Below are 15,992 nucleotides of genomic sequence, written 5' to 3'. Positions count from 1 at the left end.
GTCATGGCGACGATCAAGGATGTGGCGGCGCTCGCGGGGATTTCCTACACGACTGTGTCCCACGTGGTGAACAAGACCCGACCGGTCAGTGAAGAGGTGCGGCGCAAGGTCGAGGCGGCCATCGAACGCCTGGACTACGTGCCCAGCGCCGTGGCCCGATCACTCAAGGCCAAGACCACCGCGACCATTGGCCTGTTGGTGCCCAACAGTCTCAACCCGTACTTTGCCGAGTTGGCCAGGGGCATCGAGGATTACTGTGAGCGCAACGGTTATTGCGTGATCCTGTGCAATTCCGATGACAACCCGGACAAGCAGCGCAGCTACCTGCGGGTGTTGCTGGAAAAGCGCATCGACGGCCTGATCGTCGCTAGCGCCGGTGGCGACGTCGGCCTCGTCGAGGGTTTGACCGGCGTGCGCACGCCCATGGTGATCGTCGACCGTGGGCTCGACGGGGTTGATGCCGACCTGGTGCGCATCGACCATGAATATGGCGCCTATCTGGCGACTCGGCACCTGCTGGAACTGGGACATCGTGACATCGCCTTCATTGGCGGCCCGGCCGAAACCAGCGTGGCGCAGATGCGCCTGGCCGGTTACTGCCGGGCGTTGAAGGAGGCGGGCATCGAGCTGCCGGTGGAGCGCATGCTTGAAAGCGATTTCACCAGCACCGGCGGTTACCGCGCCGCTGCCCGGTTGCTGGAACGACAGCCGCCCAGCGCGATCTTCGCCGCCAACGACATGATCGGCATCGGTGTGCTGCGCGCCGCCGCCGAGCGTAATGTGCGGGTGCCCAGCGAACTGTCGGTCATCGGGTTCGATGACATTCAAATGAGTCGCTATGTCTATCCGGCGTTGACCACGGTGGGGCAGTCGATCCTGCAGCTCGGCGAAATGGCCGCTGAAGTGTTGCTGCGGCGGATCGCTACGCCCGGGATCGCCACTGACCAGCGGATCGTGACGCCCAGCATTGTCCTGCGTGAGTCGACTGCGCCGCTGTCCGGCGCATTCGCCCAATACCGCTGAACCGAATTGATGAGTAGTGATGTATGCCAGCAAAAGTAGTGGTAATAGGCAGCCTGAACATGGACCTGGTGACCCGCGCGCCGCGGCTGCCCCGTGGCGGCGAAACGCTGATCGGCGAGTCGTTCTGCACCATCCCTGGCGGCAAGGGCGCCAACCAGGCGGTGGCTGCCGCACGCCTCGGCGCCCAGGTGTCTATGGTCGGCTGCGTGGGAGCTGACGCCTACGGCGAGCAATTGCGCGGTGCGTTGTTGACCGAGGGCATCGATTGCCAGGCGGTCAGCGTCGTGGACGGCTCCAGCGGCGTGGCGCTGATCGTGGTCGACGACAACAGCCAGAACGCGATTGTGATCGTGGCCGGGGCCAACGGCGTGTTGACGCCTGAAGTCGTGGACCGTTTCGACGCGGTGCTGCAAAGCGCCGACGTCATCATCTGCCAGCTCGAGGTGCCGGATGCCACCGTTGGCCATGCCCTCAAGCGCGGCCGGGAACTGGGCAAGATCGTCATCCTCAATCCGGCGCCGGCCTCCCATGTCTTGCCGCCGCAATGGTATGGCTATGTCGATTACCTGATCCCTAACGAAAGCGAAGCCGCGATGTTGAGCGGGCTGGCGGTGGACTCGCTGGAAACCGCCGAGGCTGCGGCGACGCACCTGATCGCCGCCGGTGCCGGAAAAGTCATCGTGACCCTGGGTGCCCAGGGCCTGATGTTCGCCAATGGTTCGAGTTTCGAGCATTTCCCGGCTCCGTTGGTCAAGGCGGTGGATACCACGGCGGCGGGCGACACCTTTGTCGGTGGTTTCGCTGCGGCGCTGGCCAATGGCAGAAACGAGGTCGAGGCGATTCGCTTCGGTCAGGTTGCCGCCGCGCTGTCGGTGACTCGGGCCGGCGCACAGCCTTCCATTCCCACGCTATCGGAAGTACAGGCGTTCAAATCATGAAGAAAACCCCGCTGTTGAATGTGGCCCTGTCGCGGCTGATCGCCTCCCTGGGGCATGGTGACAAGGTCGTCATCGGTGACGCCGGCCTGCCGGTGCCGCCCGGGGTCGAGTTGATCGACCTTGCGCTGACCCATGGCATTCCTGACTTTGTCAGCACCCTGAAGGTGGTGCTCAGTGAAATGCAGGTTGAAAGTCATGTACTGGCCGAAGAAATCCACGATAAACAGCCGGCGGCCCTGGTGACGCTGGAAGCGCTGAGTGCCGAAGGTGCGCTGGGCGTTCGGGAACTGGTCAGCCATGAACAGTTCAAGATACTCAGCCGGCAGGCCCGGGCGATCATTCGTACAGGCGAATGCTCCCCGTACTGCAACATCGTGCTGATCGCTGGAGTTACGTTCTAGATTTATCACCCTGCACAAGGAGTGCGCCATGCGCCGCTATGCTCAGAAAATGCATCAACTGGTCCGGAGTCTGCTGCTTTTGTCACTGATCACTGCCACAAGCGCCCAGGCGGCGGAGAAAATCGACCTGATCATCGACACCGATCCGGGCGCCGACGACGTGGTGGCGCTGCTGTTCGCCCTGGCGTCGCCTGAGGAACTGCACATTCGCGCCCTGACCACCGTCGCCGGCAATGTGCGTCTGGACAAGACCTCGCGAAACGCGCGCCTGGCCAGGGAGTGGGCAGGGCGCGAGGACGTGCCGGTGTACGCCGGCGCGCCGAAGCCGCTGATGCGTACGCCGATCTACGCGGAAAACATCCATGGCAAGGAAGGCCTGTCGGGTGTCACCGTGCATGAGCCCAAGCAAGGCTTGGCCAAGGGCAATGCCGTCAATTACCTGATCGACACGCTCAAGGCTGCCAAGCCCCACAGCATCACGATTGCCATGCTCGGTCCGCAGACCAACCTGGCCCTGGCGCTGGTCCAGGAGCCCGAGATCGTCCAGGGCATCAAGGAAGTGGTGATCATGGGCGGGGCGCACTTCAATGGGGGCAATATCACCCCGGTGGCGGAATTCAATCTCTTCGCCGATCCGCAGGCCGCCGAGGTGGTCGCCAAGAGCGGCGTGAAGCTGACGTACCTGCCGCTGGACGTGACCCACAAGATCCTCACCAGCGAGGCGCGGCTGAAGCAGATTGCCGCTGTGAACAACAATGCCAGCAAGATCGTCGGCGATATCCTCAACGAGTACGTCAAGGCCGACATGGAACACTACGGTATACCGGGCGGGCCGGTGCATGACGCAACGGTGATTGCCTACCTGCTCAAGCCGCAGCTGTTTACCGGTCGTGCGGTCAATGTCGTGGTGGACAGTCGCGAGGGGCCGACGTTCGGGCAGACCATTGTCGACTGGTACGACGGCCTGAAGGCGCCGAAGAACGCATTCTGGGTCGAGAACGGTGATGCTCAGGGTTTCTTTGATTTGCTGACTGAGCGCTTGGCGCGGCTCAAATAACCTGCGTTGATCTGTAGGAGCCGAGCTTGCTCGCGATGGCGGCCTGACAGCCGATTTGTTTCTCCCGGTTGTACGCAATCCCATTGTGGGAGCGAGCCTGCTCGCGATGGCGGATTACTTGGCAACATCAATGCAAGCTGACCCACCGTCATCGCGAGCAGGCTCGCTCCCACAGGCTCTTGCAGTATCTCAGTCCACAGCGTCAACGATGTTCGGATAACGTTCGAACGCCTGCTGGATAAAGTCGCGGGCCACCTCCGTTCCCAGTGCCTTCACCAATAGCTCTATCCCAATGATTGCCAGTTCCTCGGGGCTGCCAGGGCTGTAGGAGCTGTGGCCCTCCGACCATTTGGCATTGATGGTGGCTTCGATGCTGACGGTGTTCATGGTTGGGCTCGCGAGTTGGAGGTCTGTAGGCGCAGTTAAGCATTTTTGCCGTGGGTTTGGCACTGCGACTTAGGCAGGGCAGGAGCGCTGTGCCACACTTGCGTTTTACTTGCGAGGAGCCTGCATGCAGATCGATTTGAACGCGCCTGGCGGCCTGTCTCTCGACGCGGTGCGCCAACTGCTGGCTTCGGCCAGCGACGACGAACATACCCAGCTGCGCGTGACCAAGGGTGGGATTGCCTATTTGTCTTCGGGCGTGGTCGGTGGCACCGACATCGACGGCCTGCTGTTTCGCCTTGAGACGTGGGCGAAAGGCTCAGACTATGTCGGACGGGTCGCCGCCAGCGACGAGGTCTGGGTCATGCAAATCTACAATGCGTTGAAGGATAACTGGCCCAATCCGCCCTTTGATTACATCGACGTTTATTGATCGTTGTTCATATTCAGTCACGATTGAGGTCTGAACCCGATGCCCGGCTCAGGCAAACTGCCGGTTTTCCCGATGAGGGCACGCTGATAGCCCCGCTGTTGAAACCAAGTGCCGTCCGGGCTGTCGCACGTTCTCTGTTTATCTATTAGAAAAAGGAGGCTTCATGCCTTGGAAGCTTGTGTCATTGGGTGCTTTGCTGGCTGCTGCGTTCTTGAGTGGTTGCAGCAGCACCTCTGAATCGACCCCGGAGACTGTGGCAAGCGAGACCGGTCACAGCCGCTGCGAGGCAAAGGCCGCCGAGTTCGCGATTGGCAAGCAGGCTTCGCCGCAATTGCTGGAGCAGGCCCGTAGCCGTGCGGGTGCGCAGATTGCGCGTATCCTCAAGCCCAATGACATGATTACACTCGAGTATCGCTCTGATCGCCTGAACCTCAATACCGACGCCAACCTGGTGGTCAATCGGGTGAATTGCGGCTGATCGCTGGTTTTCAATCGAGCATAAAAAACCCCGTCACATGGACGGGGTTTTTTTAGCGCGCCGAGAAATTACTCTGGGCGAACTTGTGCAGCTTGCATACCCTTTTGGCCTTTCTCAGCCACGAAGGAAACGGTCTGGCCTTCTTTCAGGCTTTTGAAACCGTCAGCTTCGATAGCTTTGAAGTGTACGAACAGGTCGTCACCGCCACCTTGAGGAGTGATGAAGCCGAAGCCTTTTTCATCGTTGAACCATTTAACGGTGCCGGTTTGGCGATTAGACATGGTGTATCTCCAAGAAACATATATTTTCAGTGTACTGTGCTGCTCAGGCCAACTGGGCACACCGGGGTATCATAGTCGAAATGTTCGATTTGGGAGCCCCCCGGACACGCTGTTTGCCAATCAGTCGTGTTCTCTTTGTCGTCTTGTGTCGCTGAAAGCCCCGGTTTCAAAGGCTTTGAGCTGAAAGTAAAGGCGATAAAAAAAGCTGTAAAACCTGAAAAAATCGTCTGAAAAGGCGGCTTTTTTCGGGATCATTCCCGGTGTCGGGTCAATTCAAGTCACTGCCTGCTCATTTTTTCGCAGGGGCATTGGCCTTGCATTTGGCAATCTGATCAAGGGCTTTGCGTTGCAGCTCGGGGGACGCCTTGTTATCCATCAGTGCCTGGATATCACTTGCCGGATAGGACTTGATGGCGTCAGCGCCACAGGCGCAGTGAGACTTGGCCGCCGCCGCGCCGATTTGTGACTTGGCGGTTTCCGTGCACTGGAGCATGTATTTCTCGCGCTCGCCCTTGGGCCATTCGGCATGGGCACTCAGCGGAAGCAGCAAAGCGAGGGGGGCGACTACTGCGAATAAAGTATTCAGACGCATGCGAGGAGGCTCCTTTTGGGTCGATGTCTTGTTATCTGAGGCGTTGCGCTCGCTTCAGTTCAGCACTCTGGCATAAATACCCTGTATTTACGCCTGTATCAATTCGAGCACGGCGATGACCGTTCATCTGTGCTAGCATCCGCGGCTCGGGCATTTTCAGGCGCCGGACCGGAATCGGTCCTGGCGGCGGCAGATCTCCGAATAACCCTGATTTGAATCCCAGTCACTCTGGTTCGGTTTCCCGGTTGGCCGCAAGGCTCCTGCCGCTGTAAGGCAGGCGTTCATCATTGAATGGCCTGGACTGGATCTTGTACTGGCTCATCCCAACCCACGTGACCTTTGGTAGGGGTCACCACTAGGAGAGGAGGCGCCATGCCAACTATTACTCTTCCCGACGGCAGTCAACGTTCCTTCGATCACCCGGTTTCCGTGGCCGAGGTCGCCGCATCCATCGGCGCGGGCCTGGCCAAGGCCACCCTGGCCGGCAAGGTCAACGGCAAGCTGGTCGACGCCAGCGACGTGATCGACAACGACGCCACGCTGCAAATCATCACGCCCAAGGATGAAGAGGGGCTGGAGATCATTCGCCACTCTTGTGCGCACCTGGTCGGCCACGCGGTCAAGCAGCTGTACCCGAGCGCGAAGATGGTCATCGGGCCGGTCATCGACGAAGGCTTCTATTACGATATCGCCTTCGAGCGTCCTTTTACCCCGGACGACATGGCCGCCATCGAACAGCGCATGCAGCAGCTGATCGAGAAAGATTACGACGTCATCAAGAAAGTCACCCCACGCGCCGAAGTCATCGAGGTGTTCAAGGCTCGTGGCGAGGACTACAAGCTGCGTCTGGTGGAGGACATGCCGGATGAGCAGGCCATGGGCCTGTACTACCACGAAGAATATGTCGACATGTGCCGTGGCCCGCACGTGCCGAACACCCGTTTCCTGAAATCCTTCAAGCTCACCAAGCTGTCCGGCGCCTACTGGCGCGGCGACGCGAAGAACGAACAGTTGCAACGCGTCTATGGCACTGCCTGGGCCGACAAGAAGCAACTGGCGGCGTACATCCAGCGCATCGAGGAAGCCGAAAAGCGCGATCACCGCAAGATCGGCAAGCGCCTGGGCCTGTTCCACACTCAGGAAGAATCCCCGGGCATGGTGTTCTGGCACCCGAACGGCTGGACGATGTACCAGGTGCTCGAGCAGTACATGCGCCAGGTCCAGCGTGAAAACGGTTACCTGGAGATCAAGACGCCGCAAGTGGTCGACCGCAGCCTGTGGGAAAAATCCGGGCACTGGGCCAACTACGCCGACAATATGTTCACCACCCAGTCGGAAAACCGCGACTACGCCATCAAGCCAATGAACTGCCCATGCCACGTGCAGGTGTTCAACCAGGGCCTGAAAAGCTACCGCGAGTTGCCGATGCGCCTGGCCGAGTTCGGTGCCTGCCACCGTAACGAGCCTTCGGGTGCGCTGCACGGCATCATGCGCGTGCGGGCGTTCACCCAGGATGATGCGCACATCTTCTGCACCGAAGAGCAGATGCAGGCGGAGTCCGCTGCGTTCATCAAGCTGACCATGGATGTTTACCGCGACTTCGGCTTCACCGAAGTCGAGATGAAGCTGTCCACTCGTCCGGAAAAACGCGTGGGTTCCGACGAATTGTGGGATCGCGCCGAAGCCGCATTGGCCGCAGCCCTCGACAGCGCGGGCCTTGCGTACGATCTGCAGCCGGGCGAGGGAGCTTTCTACGGTCCCAAGATCGAGTTCTCGTTGAAAGATTGCCTTGGCCGCGTCTGGCAGTGTGGTACCCTGCAGCTCGATTTTAACCTGCCGATCCGTCTGGGCGCCGAATACGTGTCCGAAGACAACAGCCGCAAGCATCCGGTCATGCTTCACCGTGCGATTCTCGGTTCCTTCGAGCGGTTTGTCGGAATCCTGATCGAACACTACGAAGGGGCCTTCCCCGCGTGGCTGGCGCCGACCCAGGCAGTGATCATGAATATCACTGATAAACAGGCAGATTTTGCCGCCGAGGTCGAAAAAACTCTCAACCAAAGCGGATTTCGTGCCAAGTCCGACTTGAGAAATGAAAAGATCGGCTTTAAAATCCGCGAGCATACCTTGCTCAAGGTTCCCTATCTTCTGGTTATTGGAGATCGGGAAGTCGAGATGCAGACTGTCGCTGTGCGTACTCGTGAAGGTGCTGACCTGGGCTCGATGCCCGTCGCCGAATTCGCCGAGTTCCTCGCGCAAGCGGTTTCCCGGCGTGGTCGCCCAGATTCGGAGTAATTATTATTAAGCGTGATATGAGACAAGATAAACGAGCTGCACCGAAAGCCCCGATCAACGAGAATATCTCGGCACGCGAGGTTCGGTTAATTGGCGCTGACGGCGAGCAGATTGGCATCGTCTCGATTGATGAAGCGCTTCGAATTGCTGAAGAAGCCAAGCTTGATCTGGTAGAAATCTCCGCAGACGCAGTCCCACCGGTTTGCCGGGTGATGGACTACGGCAAGTCGATCTTCGAAAAGAAGAAGCAGATTGCCGCGGCGAAGAAGAACCAGAAGCAGATTCAGGTAAAAGAAATCAAGTTTCGTCCAGGGACGGAGGAAGGGGATTACCAGGTAAAACTGCGCAACCTGGTACGTTTCCTGAGTGACGGGGACAGGGCCAAGGTATCCTTGCGATTCCGCGGCCGTGAGATGGCCCACCAGGAGCTGGGGATGGAACTCCTCAAGCGGGTTGAACAAGACCTGCTCGAGTACGGTTCGGTCGAACAGCATCCTAAGATGGAAGGACGCCAGCTGATCATGGTCATCGCCCCGAAAAAGAAGAAGTAATCACCAGGGCACGGCAGGCCTTGCGATTATGTTTATCAACTGAATGCGGAGTATCCGAACATGCCAAAGATGAAAACCAAAAGTGGTGCTGCCAAGCGGTTTCTGAAAACTGCTAACGGCATCAAGCACAAGCACGCTTTCAAGAGCCACATCCTGACCAAAATGTCGACCAAGCGTAAGCGTCAACTGCGCGGTAGCAGCTTGCTGCATCCGTCTGACGTGGCAAAAGTCGAGCGCATGCTGCGCCTTCGTTAATTTTTGGATCAAGAATAGAGGAAGTAACTCATGGCTCGTGTAAAGCGTGGCGTCATTGCCCGTAAGCGTCACAAGAAAATTATGAAACTTGCTAAAGGCTACTACGGTGCGCGTTCCCGCGTATTCCGTGTTGCCAAGCAAGCCGTAATCAAGGCAGGCCAATACGCCTACCGTGACCGTCGTCAGAAAAAACGTCAGTTCCGCGCTCTGTGGATCGCTCGTATCAACGCTGGTGCTCGTACCTACGGTCTGTCCTACAGCCGTTTCATCGCCGGCCTGAAGAAAGCGTCCATCGAGATCGACCGTAAGGTTCTGGCTGATCTGGCAGTGAACGAAAAAGCGGCGTTTGCTGCGATTGTCGAGAAAGCTAAAGCCACCTTGGCTTAAGTACCCCCGGCAGTCACCGGGGCTTGCCTCTGCAGGCCCGGGTGTTAAACGTCATAAATAGGGGAAGAGCCTTAAAGCTCTTCCCCTATTTTGTATCTGGAGTCTGTACATGGAAAACCTGGACGCGCTGGTCTCTCAAGCACTAGAGGCTGTGCAAAGCGCTGAAGATATCAATGCCCTGGAGCAAATCCGGGTTCACTACCTTGGCAAGAAGGGCGAGTTGACTCAGGTGATGAAGACCCTGGGGAATTTGCCGGCCGAAGAGCGTCCGCAGGTCGGTGCGCTGATCAACGTCGCCAAGGAGCGTGTCACAGAAGTCCTCAATGCGCGCAAGGCGTTGTTCGAGGAGGCGGATCTGGCTGCCAAGCTCGCCGCCGAATCCATCGACGTGACCCTGCCTGGCCGTGGCCAGACTTCCGGCGGCCTGCATCCGGTCACCCGGACCCTGGAACGTATCGAGCAGTTCTTTACCCACATCGGCTACGGCATCGCCGAAGGCCCTGAGGTGGAAGACGATTACCACAACTTCGAGGCGCTCAACATCCCAGGCCATCACCCGGCCCGGTCGATGCATGACACCTTCTATTTCAATGCGAACATGCTGTTGCGCACCCATACCTCGCCGGTACAGGTCCGCACCATGGAGTCGCAGCAGCCGCCGATCCGCATCGTCTGCCCAGGCCGTGTGTACCGTAGCGACTCCGATATCACCCACTCGCCGATGTTCCACCAGGTCGAAGGCCTGCTGGTTGATCGCGACATCAATTTCGCCGACCTGAAAGGGACTATCGAAGAGTTCCTGCGGGTGTTCTTCGAAAAAGAATTGGCGGTGCGTTTCCGTCCGTCGTACTTCCCGTTCACCGAGCCATCCGCTGAAGTCGACATGGAGTGCGTGATGTGCAGCGGTAAGGGTTGCCGCGTCTGCAAGCAGACCGGCTGGCTGGAAGTCATGGGCTGCGGCATGGTTCACCCGAACGTGCTGCGTATGTCCGGGATCGATCCGGAAGAATTCTCGGGCTTCGCTTTCGGCATGGGCGTCGAGCGTCTGGCGATGCTGCGTTACGGTGTGAATGACTTGCGCCTGTTCTTCGACAACGACTTGCGGTTCCTTGCGCAATTTCGCTAGCCGTCACGAACTTATTAGGAGAACAGGATGAAATTCAGTGAACAATGGCTGCGCGGCTGGGTAAGCCCGCAGGTTAGTCGGGACGAGCTGGTTGCTCGTCTGTCGATGGCCGGTCTTGAGGTCGATAGCGTAACGCCGGCCGCCGGTGACTTCAGCGGTGTGGTGGTGGGCGAGGTGCTGAGCACCGAGCAGCACCCGGACGCTGACAAACTGCGGGTTTGCCAGGTCAGCAATGGCGCGCAAACCTTCCAGGTGGTCTGCGGTGCGCCCAACGTGCGCCCGGGCCTGAAGATTCCTTTCGCCATGATCGGCGCCGAGCTGCCGGGTGACTTCAAGATCAAGAAGGCCAAGCTGCGGGGCGTCGAGTCCAACGGCATGCTGTGTTCCCAGGCCGAACTGCAGATCGGTGAGGGCAACGATGGCCTGATGGAGCTGCCGGCCGACGCGCCAGTGGGCCAGGATATCCGTGAATACCTGGGCCTGGACGACGCGAGCATCGAAGTCGACCTGACGCCGAACCGTGGCGACTGCCTGTCCCTGGCCGGTCTGGCCCGTGAGGTCGGTGCTTTGTACGACACCCCGGTTTCCCGTCCGCCTGTCGCGCCTGTCGCGGCTGTCCATGATGAAGTGCGATCGGTTGAAGTACTGGCGCCGACGGCGTGCCCACGTTACCTGGGGCGTGTGATCCGTAACGTCGACCTGTCGAAGCCGACGCCGCTGTGGATGGTCGAGCGCCTGCGCCGCGCCGACGTGCGCAGCATCGACGCCGCCGTCGACATCACCAACTACGTGATGCTGGAGCTCGGCCAACCGCTGCACGCATTCGATCTGGCCGAAATCAATGGCGGCATCCGCGTGCGCATGGCCGAGGAGGGCGAGAAGCTGGTCCTGCTGGACGGCCAGGAAGTCACCTTGCGCAGCGATACGCTGGTGATTGCCGACCATTCCCGCGCGCTGGCGATCGCCGGCGTAATGGGTGGCGAGCACAGCGGCGTCTCTTCGACGACCCGTGACGTGTTCCTGGAAAGCGCATTCTTCGACCAGATCGCGGTAGCCGGCAAGGCCCGTTCCTATGGTCTGCACACCGACGCCTCGCACCGTTACGAGCGTGGCGTGGACTGGCAACTGGCCCGTGAAGCCATGGAGCGCGCCACTGGCCTGCTGCTGGAAATCACTGGCGGCGAAGCCGGCCCGATCATCGAGACTGTCAGCGAACAACACCTGCCGAAGATCGCACCGGTCACCCTGCGTGCCCAGCGTATCTCCCAGATGCTGGGCATGGACATGGAGGCTGCTGAAGTCGAGCGCCTGCTCAGTGCCCTGGGCCTGAGCATCAGCGCTGACGGGGCAGGGCAATGGCGCGTTGAAGTGCCAAGCCATCGCTTCGATATCAGCCTGGAAGTCGACCTGATCGAGGAACTGGCCCGTCTGTACGGTTACAACCGTCTGCCGGTGCGCTACCCACAAGCTCGCCTGGCTCCGCAAGCCAAGGCCGAAGCCCGGAGCAACCTGCCGGAACTGCGTCGCCTGCTGGTCGCGCGCGGGTATCAGGAAGCGATCACCTACAGCTTCATCGATCCGCGCCAATTCGAGCTGTTCAGTCCGGGCGTCGAGCCGCTGTTGCTGGCCAACCCGATTTCCAACGACATGGCAGCCATGCGCTCGTCCCTGTGGCCGGGTCTGGTCAAGGCACTCCAGCACAACCTGAACCGCCAGCAGGACCGCGTGCGTCTGTTCGAGAGCGGCCTGCGTTTCGTGGGGCAACTGGACGGCCTGAAGCAGGAACCGATGCTCGCCGGTGTCGTCTGCGGCAGCCGCCTGCCGGAGGGCTGGGCGCAAGGTCGCGAAGTTGTCGACTTCTTCGACGTCAAGGCGGACGTGGAAGCGGTGCTGGGCTTCGCTGGTGCCCTTGACTCGTTCACTTTCGTGCCAGGCAAGCACCCGGCGTTGCACCCGGGCCAGACCGCGCGCATCGAGCGCGACGGTCGCGAAGTCGGTTATGTAGGTGCCATTCACCCTGAACTGTCGAAAACCCTGGGCCTTGATCGTCCGGTATTCGTTTTCGAGCTGGTTCTGGCGGATGTGGCCCAGGGTAAGATGCCGAAATTCCAGGAGTTATCGCGCTTTCCTGAAGTGCGGCGTGATCTTGCCTTGCTGGCCGATCGCGACGTAGCTTCCAGCGCTGTACTGGCGGTAATTCGTGAAAATGCAGGTGAATGGCTGACGGACCTCAGGCTCTTTGACGTTTATCAGGGTAAAGGCATTGATCCGCATAGAAAAAGCCTTGCAGTTGGCTTGACCTGGCAGCATCCATCGCGCACTCTTAATGACGATGAGGTGAATACCGCAACGCAGAATATCCTCACCTCGCTCGAAACCAGGTTGAACGCCACGTTAAGGAAGTGACGTATGGGGGCTCTGACGAAAGCTGAGATGGCGGAACGTCTGTACGAGGAGCTGGGCCTGAATAAACGGGAGGCCAAAGAATTGGTCGAACTGTTTTTCGAAGAAATCAGGCACGCTCTCGAGGACAACGAACAGGTCAAATTGTCCGGTTTCGGCAATTTCGACCTTCGGGACAAACGCCAGCGGCCTGGCCGCAATCCGAAAACGGGAGAAGAAATCCCGATCACGGCTCGCCGTGTGGTCACCTTTCGTCCAGGGCAGAAGTTGAAGGCCCGAGTTGAGGCTTATGCTGGAACCAAGTCATAACGACGAACTACCCGTCATCCCGGGCAAACGCTACTTCACCATTGGTGAAGTCAGCGAGCTGTGTGCGGTAAAGCCGCACGTGCTGCGCTATTGGGAGCAGGAGTTTCCTCAACTCAACCCGGTCAAGCGTCGCGGAAACCGCCGGTATTATCAGCGCCAGGACGTGCTGATGATCCGGCAGATCCGCGCGTTGCTCTACGACCAGGGCTTCACCATCGGCGGCGCACGCCTGCGCCTCTCCGGTGACGAGGCCAAAGACGACACAACCCAGTACAAACAAATGATCCGCCAGATGATCGCCGAGCTTGAAGATGTGCTGGTGGTGCTCAAGAAATAAATTTCTGCTTTTAAATACTTCCAGTTTTCAAAAGCTTGCGTTATATTCCTGAGCGTTCCGCTGAGAAGCGGAACAAGATTCACGCCTAGTCGGGGCGTAGCGCAGTCCGGTAGCGCACTAGCATGGGGTGCTAGGGGTCGAGTGTTCGAATCACTCCGTCCCGACCATATATTTCAATGACTTAGGCCAGTGTTCGCAGCATTGGCCTTTTTCATGTGCGTGACATTTGCGTGACTCCTTGAATTTTCACGCCTGTTTCCTCTTCAAAATTGTCAGCACCGGCCCACGCGAATCGGTTGCTGATACCATGTTCGCAGCTTCGATCAAATTCCCAAGCTCAGCGCCTGAGTAGTGACTGGTGATGCTGCCGTTCTTGTGGCCCAGAAGTGCCTTGCGGTCTTCCTCGGTTACGCCTGCTGCGCGCAGTCGGCGGCCGAACGTGTGTTTCAGATCATGCACCCTGATGGATGCATACCCAGGGTGAGCGGGGCGAAGGTTTTCCTCCTGCCAGAGTTTCGCCGCTCTCACCCGCGCTTTCTTCCAGGCCGAGTCGTTCATCCGGTGCATTGCGGAGCCGTTGTATGGGAAAACCCATTCCTTGCTGATACCGCGCTGCTTCTCGATGATCGACTTGGCCACGCTGTTCAACACCACCAGCCGCTCGTCGCCGTTCTTCACCCCTGAGCGCTCATGCCGACCACCAAAGTCGGCCGGTATCAGAAATACGCTGGTGCCCAGCTCAGGCACCGCGATCTCCCAATCCCACCTCAGTTTGCAGACCTCCTGCTCCCGCGTGCCGGTGTTCACCTTGAACAACGCCATCGTTTGCAGGTGGGCCGGCAATTCCCCGAAAAGAATCGACTGCTCCGGCCATGACATCGGGTACGGCTTGCGGCTCGACTTCTTCTCTTCCAGCTTCGTGAGCATCGGCACGCTGTCCAGCCACGGCCTGCGCTCATCGTCTCGCCACTTCCTGGCACACAACGACAAAACCCGAACCACGCGCTCGATCGAGATATTCACCGTCCTGTTGCTGACGCCTTTCTGGATCCTCCCGTCCGCCAGCTTCTTGTCCGCCAGCCTGTCCTTGATGAAGGGGGCCAGGGCCTGGTCATCAATGTGGGTCAGAGGAATGTCGCCGATGAACGGGTCCAGCTGAGCGATATGGTGTGCGGAAAGCTTGAACGAGGGCTGGTCCTTTATTTCGATGAGAAATTTCATCGCCGCATCCCGCCAGGTTCTCACCTCCCTTACGCCATACACCTTCTGCTGTCGAATTTGCTCCATCCGAAAAATCAGATAGCGCTCTGCTTCTTGCCGGTCAGCTGTTCCAGTAGTTTCGTAAAGTCGCTCGCCGTTGATTTTCTTGTCGATATGCCAGATACCTTTCCTTTGGGAGAGGCCTGTGATCGATTTTCGCGCCATAGTTTTTCTCCTTTATGGCGCTCGCTGCGGGGCGATTGTTGCCCTGGAGCACCTTTTTTATCAATTGCCTTTGCTGCGACGTAGGCCGACGCCCAGTCGTCCAGCTCCTGCCGGTCGAATCCAACGCCGCGCTCGCCGATTGGGAATTCATGGACATATGGCCGAACTTCAGCGTCGAACACAGCCCTGCACATGCCGAGGTATGCCGGCGCCTGCTTTGCCCGGATGAAGCGCGGTAGCAATGCGAGTTCTGCGCTCATGTCTTCCTCCAGGCTTCACGCTGCGCCTTGTCCCAGCCGTCGATCCACCGCTGCTTTGAGCATGGCGACGTGTTGTTTTCCGTGTCGAACGGGTTCTGCTTGAGGCCGACCCCGTTGAGAAAGGCCGCATAACCCTGCTCGAACGGGTTGATCTTCTGGCCGTGCAGTTCTGCAGTTGCCATGGTTGTGCTCCGTGCCGCGCTTGGCGGTAGAAGGTGGTGGTCAGTTGGTCGGCGTGGCAGCGAAGTCCTGGCCGAGTTTCCAGGCGATGTAACAGCGTGTCAGTGCCTCGGAAGGCGAGCCCGAAAACCCGACATGCCCAAACCCTTTCGCCTCGAACTGCGCGCCATGGGCGAATAGGGTCAAGATTCCTGCTTCAGCCATTTCCTGAATTAGGATCCCTGCCTCGCCGAGGTGCGAGTCGGGGCGAAACGCGAATGGCTCGCCGCCCGGGCCAGTGTCCCGGTACAGGCAGGGGCCGGAGGCGTAGAGCTTGATTTGCCGCCTCTCTTCAATTCCTTGGGCGCGGGCAGCCCACAGCGCCAGGTCGGCTCCTCGCAGATCCTGGATAGATGATTTCTCACGCATAGTGATACCTCGCCCGCCTTTCACCGGCAGGCATGTAGGGGGAGTGGGTTAGATGAGTTCGACGGGGATGTTGACGGTGTCGCCAAAGACCGAGGCGACGATGGCGCGGCAGGCGGCTATCAAAGGGCTGTCGCAATGCTCGGTCGTGTACTGCTCGCCGCCGTCATAATAGATATCCGCATACCAGCGCTCGGACATCTCCGTCCCTTCCAGGCCATCATGTGCTTCAGGGATCGGGGCAACCTGGTACTTCTCGATCAGCGGACCACACCTCGCCCAGTCCACAGAAGGATTTAACTGCAAGCCTGATGGCGCCTGGATCTCGTAATACGTTTTGCTCGGCGTCAGGATTGGGACGATTCTCGCCGCAACCCATCCGGCAGCCTTCGCTACCGCCCAATCCAGCGCCGCCCCGGTCAGGTCGCCCACCTTCACTTCAATAAGTTCGTTCATGGCCTGGGCCCCCTGT

Annotated in this window: 22 protein-coding genes and 1 tRNA gene; 15 read left to right on the top strand and 8 right to left on the bottom strand. The window is 59.1% G+C overall.

Going from position 1 to position 15,992, the window contains the following annotated elements; genetic code table 11:
* Positions 1–3: 3 nt before the first annotated feature.
* From ACLEJR_RS16465 to ACLEJR_RS16450, 4 genes are read left to right on the top strand one after another with little or no spacing between them, the layout of a single operon-like run.
* Positions 4–1,023: a LacI family DNA-binding transcriptional regulator gene (locus ACLEJR_RS16465; RefSeq protein ID WP_440792850.1), complete on the top strand. Its 1,020-nt coding sequence runs from the start codon at positions 4–6 to the stop codon at positions 1,021–1,023.
* Between the two features lie 23 nt (positions 1,024–1,046).
* Positions 1,047–1,961: a ribokinase gene (gene rbsK / locus ACLEJR_RS16460; RefSeq protein ID WP_440792852.1), complete on the top strand. Its 915-nt coding sequence runs from the start codon at positions 1,047–1,049 to the stop codon at positions 1,959–1,961.
* Positions 1,958–2,362, top strand: a complete 405-nt coding sequence (gene rbsD / locus ACLEJR_RS16455) for a D-ribose pyranase (RefSeq protein WP_440815087.1) — start codon at positions 1,958–1,960, stop codon at positions 2,360–2,362. The genes rbsK and rbsD overlap by 4 nt, the downstream gene beginning before the upstream one ends.
* 28 nt (positions 2,363–2,390) lie before the next feature.
* Complete coding sequence (locus ACLEJR_RS16450) at positions 2,391–3,419, top strand: nucleoside hydrolase (protein WP_440792856.1); 1,029 nt, start codon at positions 2,391–2,393, stop codon at positions 3,417–3,419.
* A 189-nt stretch (positions 3,420–3,608) separates the two neighbouring features.
* On the opposite strand, the gene ACLEJR_RS16445 is transcribed toward ACLEJR_RS16450, so the two are convergent.
* Positions 3,609–3,806, bottom strand: coding sequence for a hypothetical protein (locus ACLEJR_RS16445; protein ID WP_440792858.1), 198 nt, complete (start codon positions 3,804–3,806; stop codon positions 3,609–3,611).
* Positions 3,807–3,930: 124 nt separating this feature from the next.
* On the opposite strand from ACLEJR_RS16445, the gene ACLEJR_RS16440 reads away from it, so the two are divergent.
* Positions 3,931–4,236 carry a hypothetical protein gene (locus ACLEJR_RS16440; RefSeq protein WP_440815085.1) on the top strand — a complete coding sequence of 102 codons (306 nt, stop codon included), beginning with the start codon at positions 3,931–3,933 and terminating at the stop codon, positions 4,234–4,236.
* A gap of 163 nt (positions 4,237–4,399) precedes the next feature.
* Positions 4,400–4,714 (top strand): I78 family peptidase inhibitor, encoded by a 315-nt coding sequence (locus ACLEJR_RS16435; protein WP_440792862.1) that lies wholly within the window; start codon positions 4,400–4,402, stop codon positions 4,712–4,714.
* A 68-nt stretch (positions 4,715–4,782) separates the two neighbouring features.
* Here the strand turns inward: ACLEJR_RS16435 and ACLEJR_RS16430 are convergent, their stop codons facing one another.
* Together ACLEJR_RS16430 and ACLEJR_RS16425 are read right to left on the bottom strand one after the other, a co-directional pair.
* Entirely contained in the window at positions 4,783–4,995 is a 213-nt protein-coding gene (locus ACLEJR_RS16430; protein ID WP_017904083.1) for a cold-shock protein, read from the bottom strand.
* Between the two features lie 289 nt (positions 4,996–5,284).
* Positions 5,285–5,587, bottom strand: coding sequence for a hypothetical protein (locus tag ACLEJR_RS16425; protein WP_440792863.1), 303 nt, complete (start codon positions 5,585–5,587; stop codon positions 5,285–5,287).
* A gap of 372 nt (positions 5,588–5,959) precedes the next feature.
* On the opposite strand from ACLEJR_RS16425, the gene thrS reads away from it, so the two are divergent.
* The 9 genes from thrS (at position 5,960) to ACLEJR_RS16380 (ending at position 13,417) form a co-directional block, all read left to right on the top strand.
* A complete protein-coding gene (gene thrS, locus ACLEJR_RS16420) occupies positions 5,960–7,882 on the top strand; it encodes a threonine--tRNA ligase (protein ID WP_440792865.1) in 1,923 nt (640 codons plus the stop codon).
* On the top strand, positions 7,882–8,433 hold the full coding sequence (gene infC / locus ACLEJR_RS16415; protein WP_172679675.1) for a translation initiation factor IF-3: 552 nt from the start codon (positions 7,882–7,884) through the stop codon (positions 8,431–8,433). The genes thrS and infC overlap by 1 nt, the downstream gene beginning before the upstream one ends.
* 60 nt (positions 8,434–8,493) lie before the next feature.
* Positions 8,494–8,688, top strand: coding sequence for a 50S ribosomal protein L35 (gene rpmI, locus ACLEJR_RS16410; RefSeq protein WP_002553160.1), 195 nt, complete (start codon positions 8,494–8,496; stop codon positions 8,686–8,688).
* A 30-nt stretch (positions 8,689–8,718) separates the two neighbouring features.
* On the top strand, positions 8,719–9,075 hold the full coding sequence (rplT, locus tag ACLEJR_RS16405; protein ID WP_039592831.1) for a 50S ribosomal protein L20: 357 nt from the start codon (positions 8,719–8,721) through the stop codon (positions 9,073–9,075).
* 109 nt (positions 9,076–9,184) lie between these two features.
* Entirely contained in the window at positions 9,185–10,201 is a 1,017-nt protein-coding gene (gene pheS, locus ACLEJR_RS16400; RefSeq protein ID WP_047229332.1) for a phenylalanine--tRNA ligase subunit alpha, read from the top strand.
* A 27-nt stretch (positions 10,202–10,228) separates the two neighbouring features.
* Positions 10,229–12,607 carry a phenylalanine--tRNA ligase subunit beta gene (gene pheT / locus ACLEJR_RS16395; protein ID WP_440815084.1) on the top strand — a complete coding sequence of 793 codons (2,379 nt, stop codon included), beginning with the start codon at positions 10,229–10,231 and terminating at the stop codon, positions 12,605–12,607.
* A gap of 3 nt (positions 12,608–12,610) precedes the next feature.
* On the top strand, positions 12,611–12,913 hold the full coding sequence (ihfA, locus tag ACLEJR_RS16390) for an integration host factor subunit alpha (RefSeq protein WP_002553164.1): 303 nt from the start codon (positions 12,611–12,613) through the stop codon (positions 12,911–12,913).
* Positions 12,894–13,250: a MerR family transcriptional regulator gene (locus ACLEJR_RS16385; protein WP_003179985.1), complete on the top strand. Its 357-nt coding sequence runs from the start codon at positions 12,894–12,896 to the stop codon at positions 13,248–13,250. Before ihfA ends, ACLEJR_RS16385 begins: the two co-directional genes overlap by 20 nt.
* A 90-nt stretch (positions 13,251–13,340) precedes the next feature.
* Positions 13,341–13,417 (top strand) — tRNA-Pro (locus ACLEJR_RS16380).
* A 79-nt stretch (positions 13,418–13,496) separates the two neighbouring features.
* Here the strand turns inward: ACLEJR_RS16380 and ACLEJR_RS16375 are convergent.
* Genes ACLEJR_RS16375 through ACLEJR_RS16355 form a run of 5 tightly spaced genes read right to left on the bottom strand, consistent with a single transcriptional unit; the run spans position 13,497 to position 15,976 of the window.
* Positions 13,497–14,660, bottom strand: a complete 1,164-nt coding sequence (locus tag ACLEJR_RS16375) for a tyrosine-type recombinase/integrase (protein ID WP_440815289.1) — start codon at positions 14,658–14,660, stop codon at positions 13,497–13,499.
* Positions 14,546–14,935, bottom strand: a complete 390-nt coding sequence (locus tag ACLEJR_RS16370; RefSeq protein WP_440815082.1) for a helix-turn-helix transcriptional regulator — start codon at positions 14,933–14,935, stop codon at positions 14,546–14,548. The genes ACLEJR_RS16375 and ACLEJR_RS16370 overlap by 115 nt, the downstream gene beginning before the upstream one ends.
* Entirely contained in the window at positions 14,932–15,117 is a 186-nt protein-coding gene (locus ACLEJR_RS16365) for a hypothetical protein (RefSeq protein WP_440815080.1), read from the bottom strand. The genes ACLEJR_RS16370 and ACLEJR_RS16365 overlap by 4 nt, the downstream gene beginning before the upstream one ends.
* Before the next feature lie 40 nt (positions 15,118–15,157).
* Positions 15,158–15,523: a hypothetical protein gene (locus ACLEJR_RS16360; RefSeq protein WP_440815078.1), complete on the bottom strand. Its 366-nt coding sequence runs from the start codon at positions 15,521–15,523 to the stop codon at positions 15,158–15,160.
* 48 nt (positions 15,524–15,571) lie between these two features.
* A complete protein-coding gene (locus ACLEJR_RS16355; RefSeq protein ID WP_440815077.1) occupies positions 15,572–15,976 on the bottom strand; it encodes a phage protein NinX family protein in 405 nt (134 codons plus the stop codon).
* Positions 15,977–15,992: the final 16 nt, after the last annotated feature.

The sequence above is a fragment of the Pseudomonas sp. SMN5 genome (assembly GCF_052041925.1).
GTDB lineage: Bacteria > Pseudomonadota > Gammaproteobacteria > Pseudomonadales > Pseudomonadaceae > Aquipseudomonas.
This window is presented reverse-complemented; position numbering and strand designations above follow the sequence as displayed.

Bases quoted from the DNA above. Each gene is read 5' to 3' on its own strand.
- ACLEJR_RS16465 (WP_440792850.1), top strand. From the start codon at position 4: ATGGCGACGATCAAGGATGTGGCGGCGCTCGCGGGGATTTCCTACACG.
- rbsK (WP_440792852.1), top strand. From the start codon at position 1,047: ATGCCAGCAAAAGTAGTGGTAATAGGCAGCCTGAACATGGACCTGGTG.
- rbsD (WP_440815087.1), top strand. From the start codon at position 1,958: ATGAAGAAAACCCCGCTGTTGAATGTGGCCCTGTCGCGGCTGATCGCC.
- ACLEJR_RS16450 (WP_440792856.1), top strand. From the start codon at position 2,391: ATGCGCCGCTATGCTCAGAAAATGCATCAACTGGTCCGGAGTCTGCTG.
- ACLEJR_RS16445 (WP_440792858.1), bottom strand. From the start codon at position 3,806: ATGAACACCGTCAGCATCGAAGCCACCATCAATGCCAAATGGTCGGAG.
- ACLEJR_RS16440 (WP_440815085.1), top strand. From the start codon at position 3,931: ATGCAGATCGATTTGAACGCGCCTGGCGGCCTGTCTCTCGACGCGGTG.
- ACLEJR_RS16435 (WP_440792862.1), top strand. From the start codon at position 4,400: ATGCCTTGGAAGCTTGTGTCATTGGGTGCTTTGCTGGCTGCTGCGTTC.
- ACLEJR_RS16430 (WP_017904083.1), bottom strand. From the start codon at position 4,995: ATGTCTAATCGCCAAACCGGCACCGTTAAATGGTTCAACGATGAAAAA.
- ACLEJR_RS16425 (WP_440792863.1), bottom strand. From the start codon at position 5,587: ATGCGTCTGAATACTTTATTCGCAGTAGTCGCCCCCCTCGCTTTGCTG.
- thrS (WP_440792865.1), top strand. From the start codon at position 5,960: ATGCCAACTATTACTCTTCCCGACGGCAGTCAACGTTCCTTCGATCAC.
- rpmI (WP_002553160.1), top strand. From the start codon at position 8,494: ATGCCAAAGATGAAAACCAAAAGTGGTGCTGCCAAGCGGTTTCTGAAA.
- rplT (WP_039592831.1), top strand. From the start codon at position 8,719: ATGGCTCGTGTAAAGCGTGGCGTCATTGCCCGTAAGCGTCACAAGAAA.
- pheS (WP_047229332.1), top strand. From the start codon at position 9,185: ATGGAAAACCTGGACGCGCTGGTCTCTCAAGCACTAGAGGCTGTGCAA.
- pheT (WP_440815084.1), top strand. From the start codon at position 10,229: ATGAAATTCAGTGAACAATGGCTGCGCGGCTGGGTAAGCCCGCAGGTT.
- ihfA (WP_002553164.1), top strand. From the start codon at position 12,611: ATGGGGGCTCTGACGAAAGCTGAGATGGCGGAACGTCTGTACGAGGAG.
- ACLEJR_RS16385 (WP_003179985.1), top strand. From the start codon at position 12,894: ATGCTGGAACCAAGTCATAACGACGAACTACCCGTCATCCCGGGCAAA.
- ACLEJR_RS16370 (WP_440815082.1), bottom strand. From the start codon at position 14,935: ATGAGCGCAGAACTCGCATTGCTACCGCGCTTCATCCGGGCAAAGCAG.
- ACLEJR_RS16365 (WP_440815080.1), bottom strand. From the start codon at position 15,117: ATGGCAACTGCAGAACTGCACGGCCAGAAGATCAACCCGTTCGAGCAG.
- ACLEJR_RS16360 (WP_440815078.1), bottom strand. From the start codon at position 15,523: ATGCGTGAGAAATCATCTATCCAGGATCTGCGAGGAGCCGACCTGGCG.
- ACLEJR_RS16355 (WP_440815077.1), bottom strand. From the start codon at position 15,976: ATGAACGAACTTATTGAAGTGAAGGTGGGCGACCTGACCGGGGCGGCG.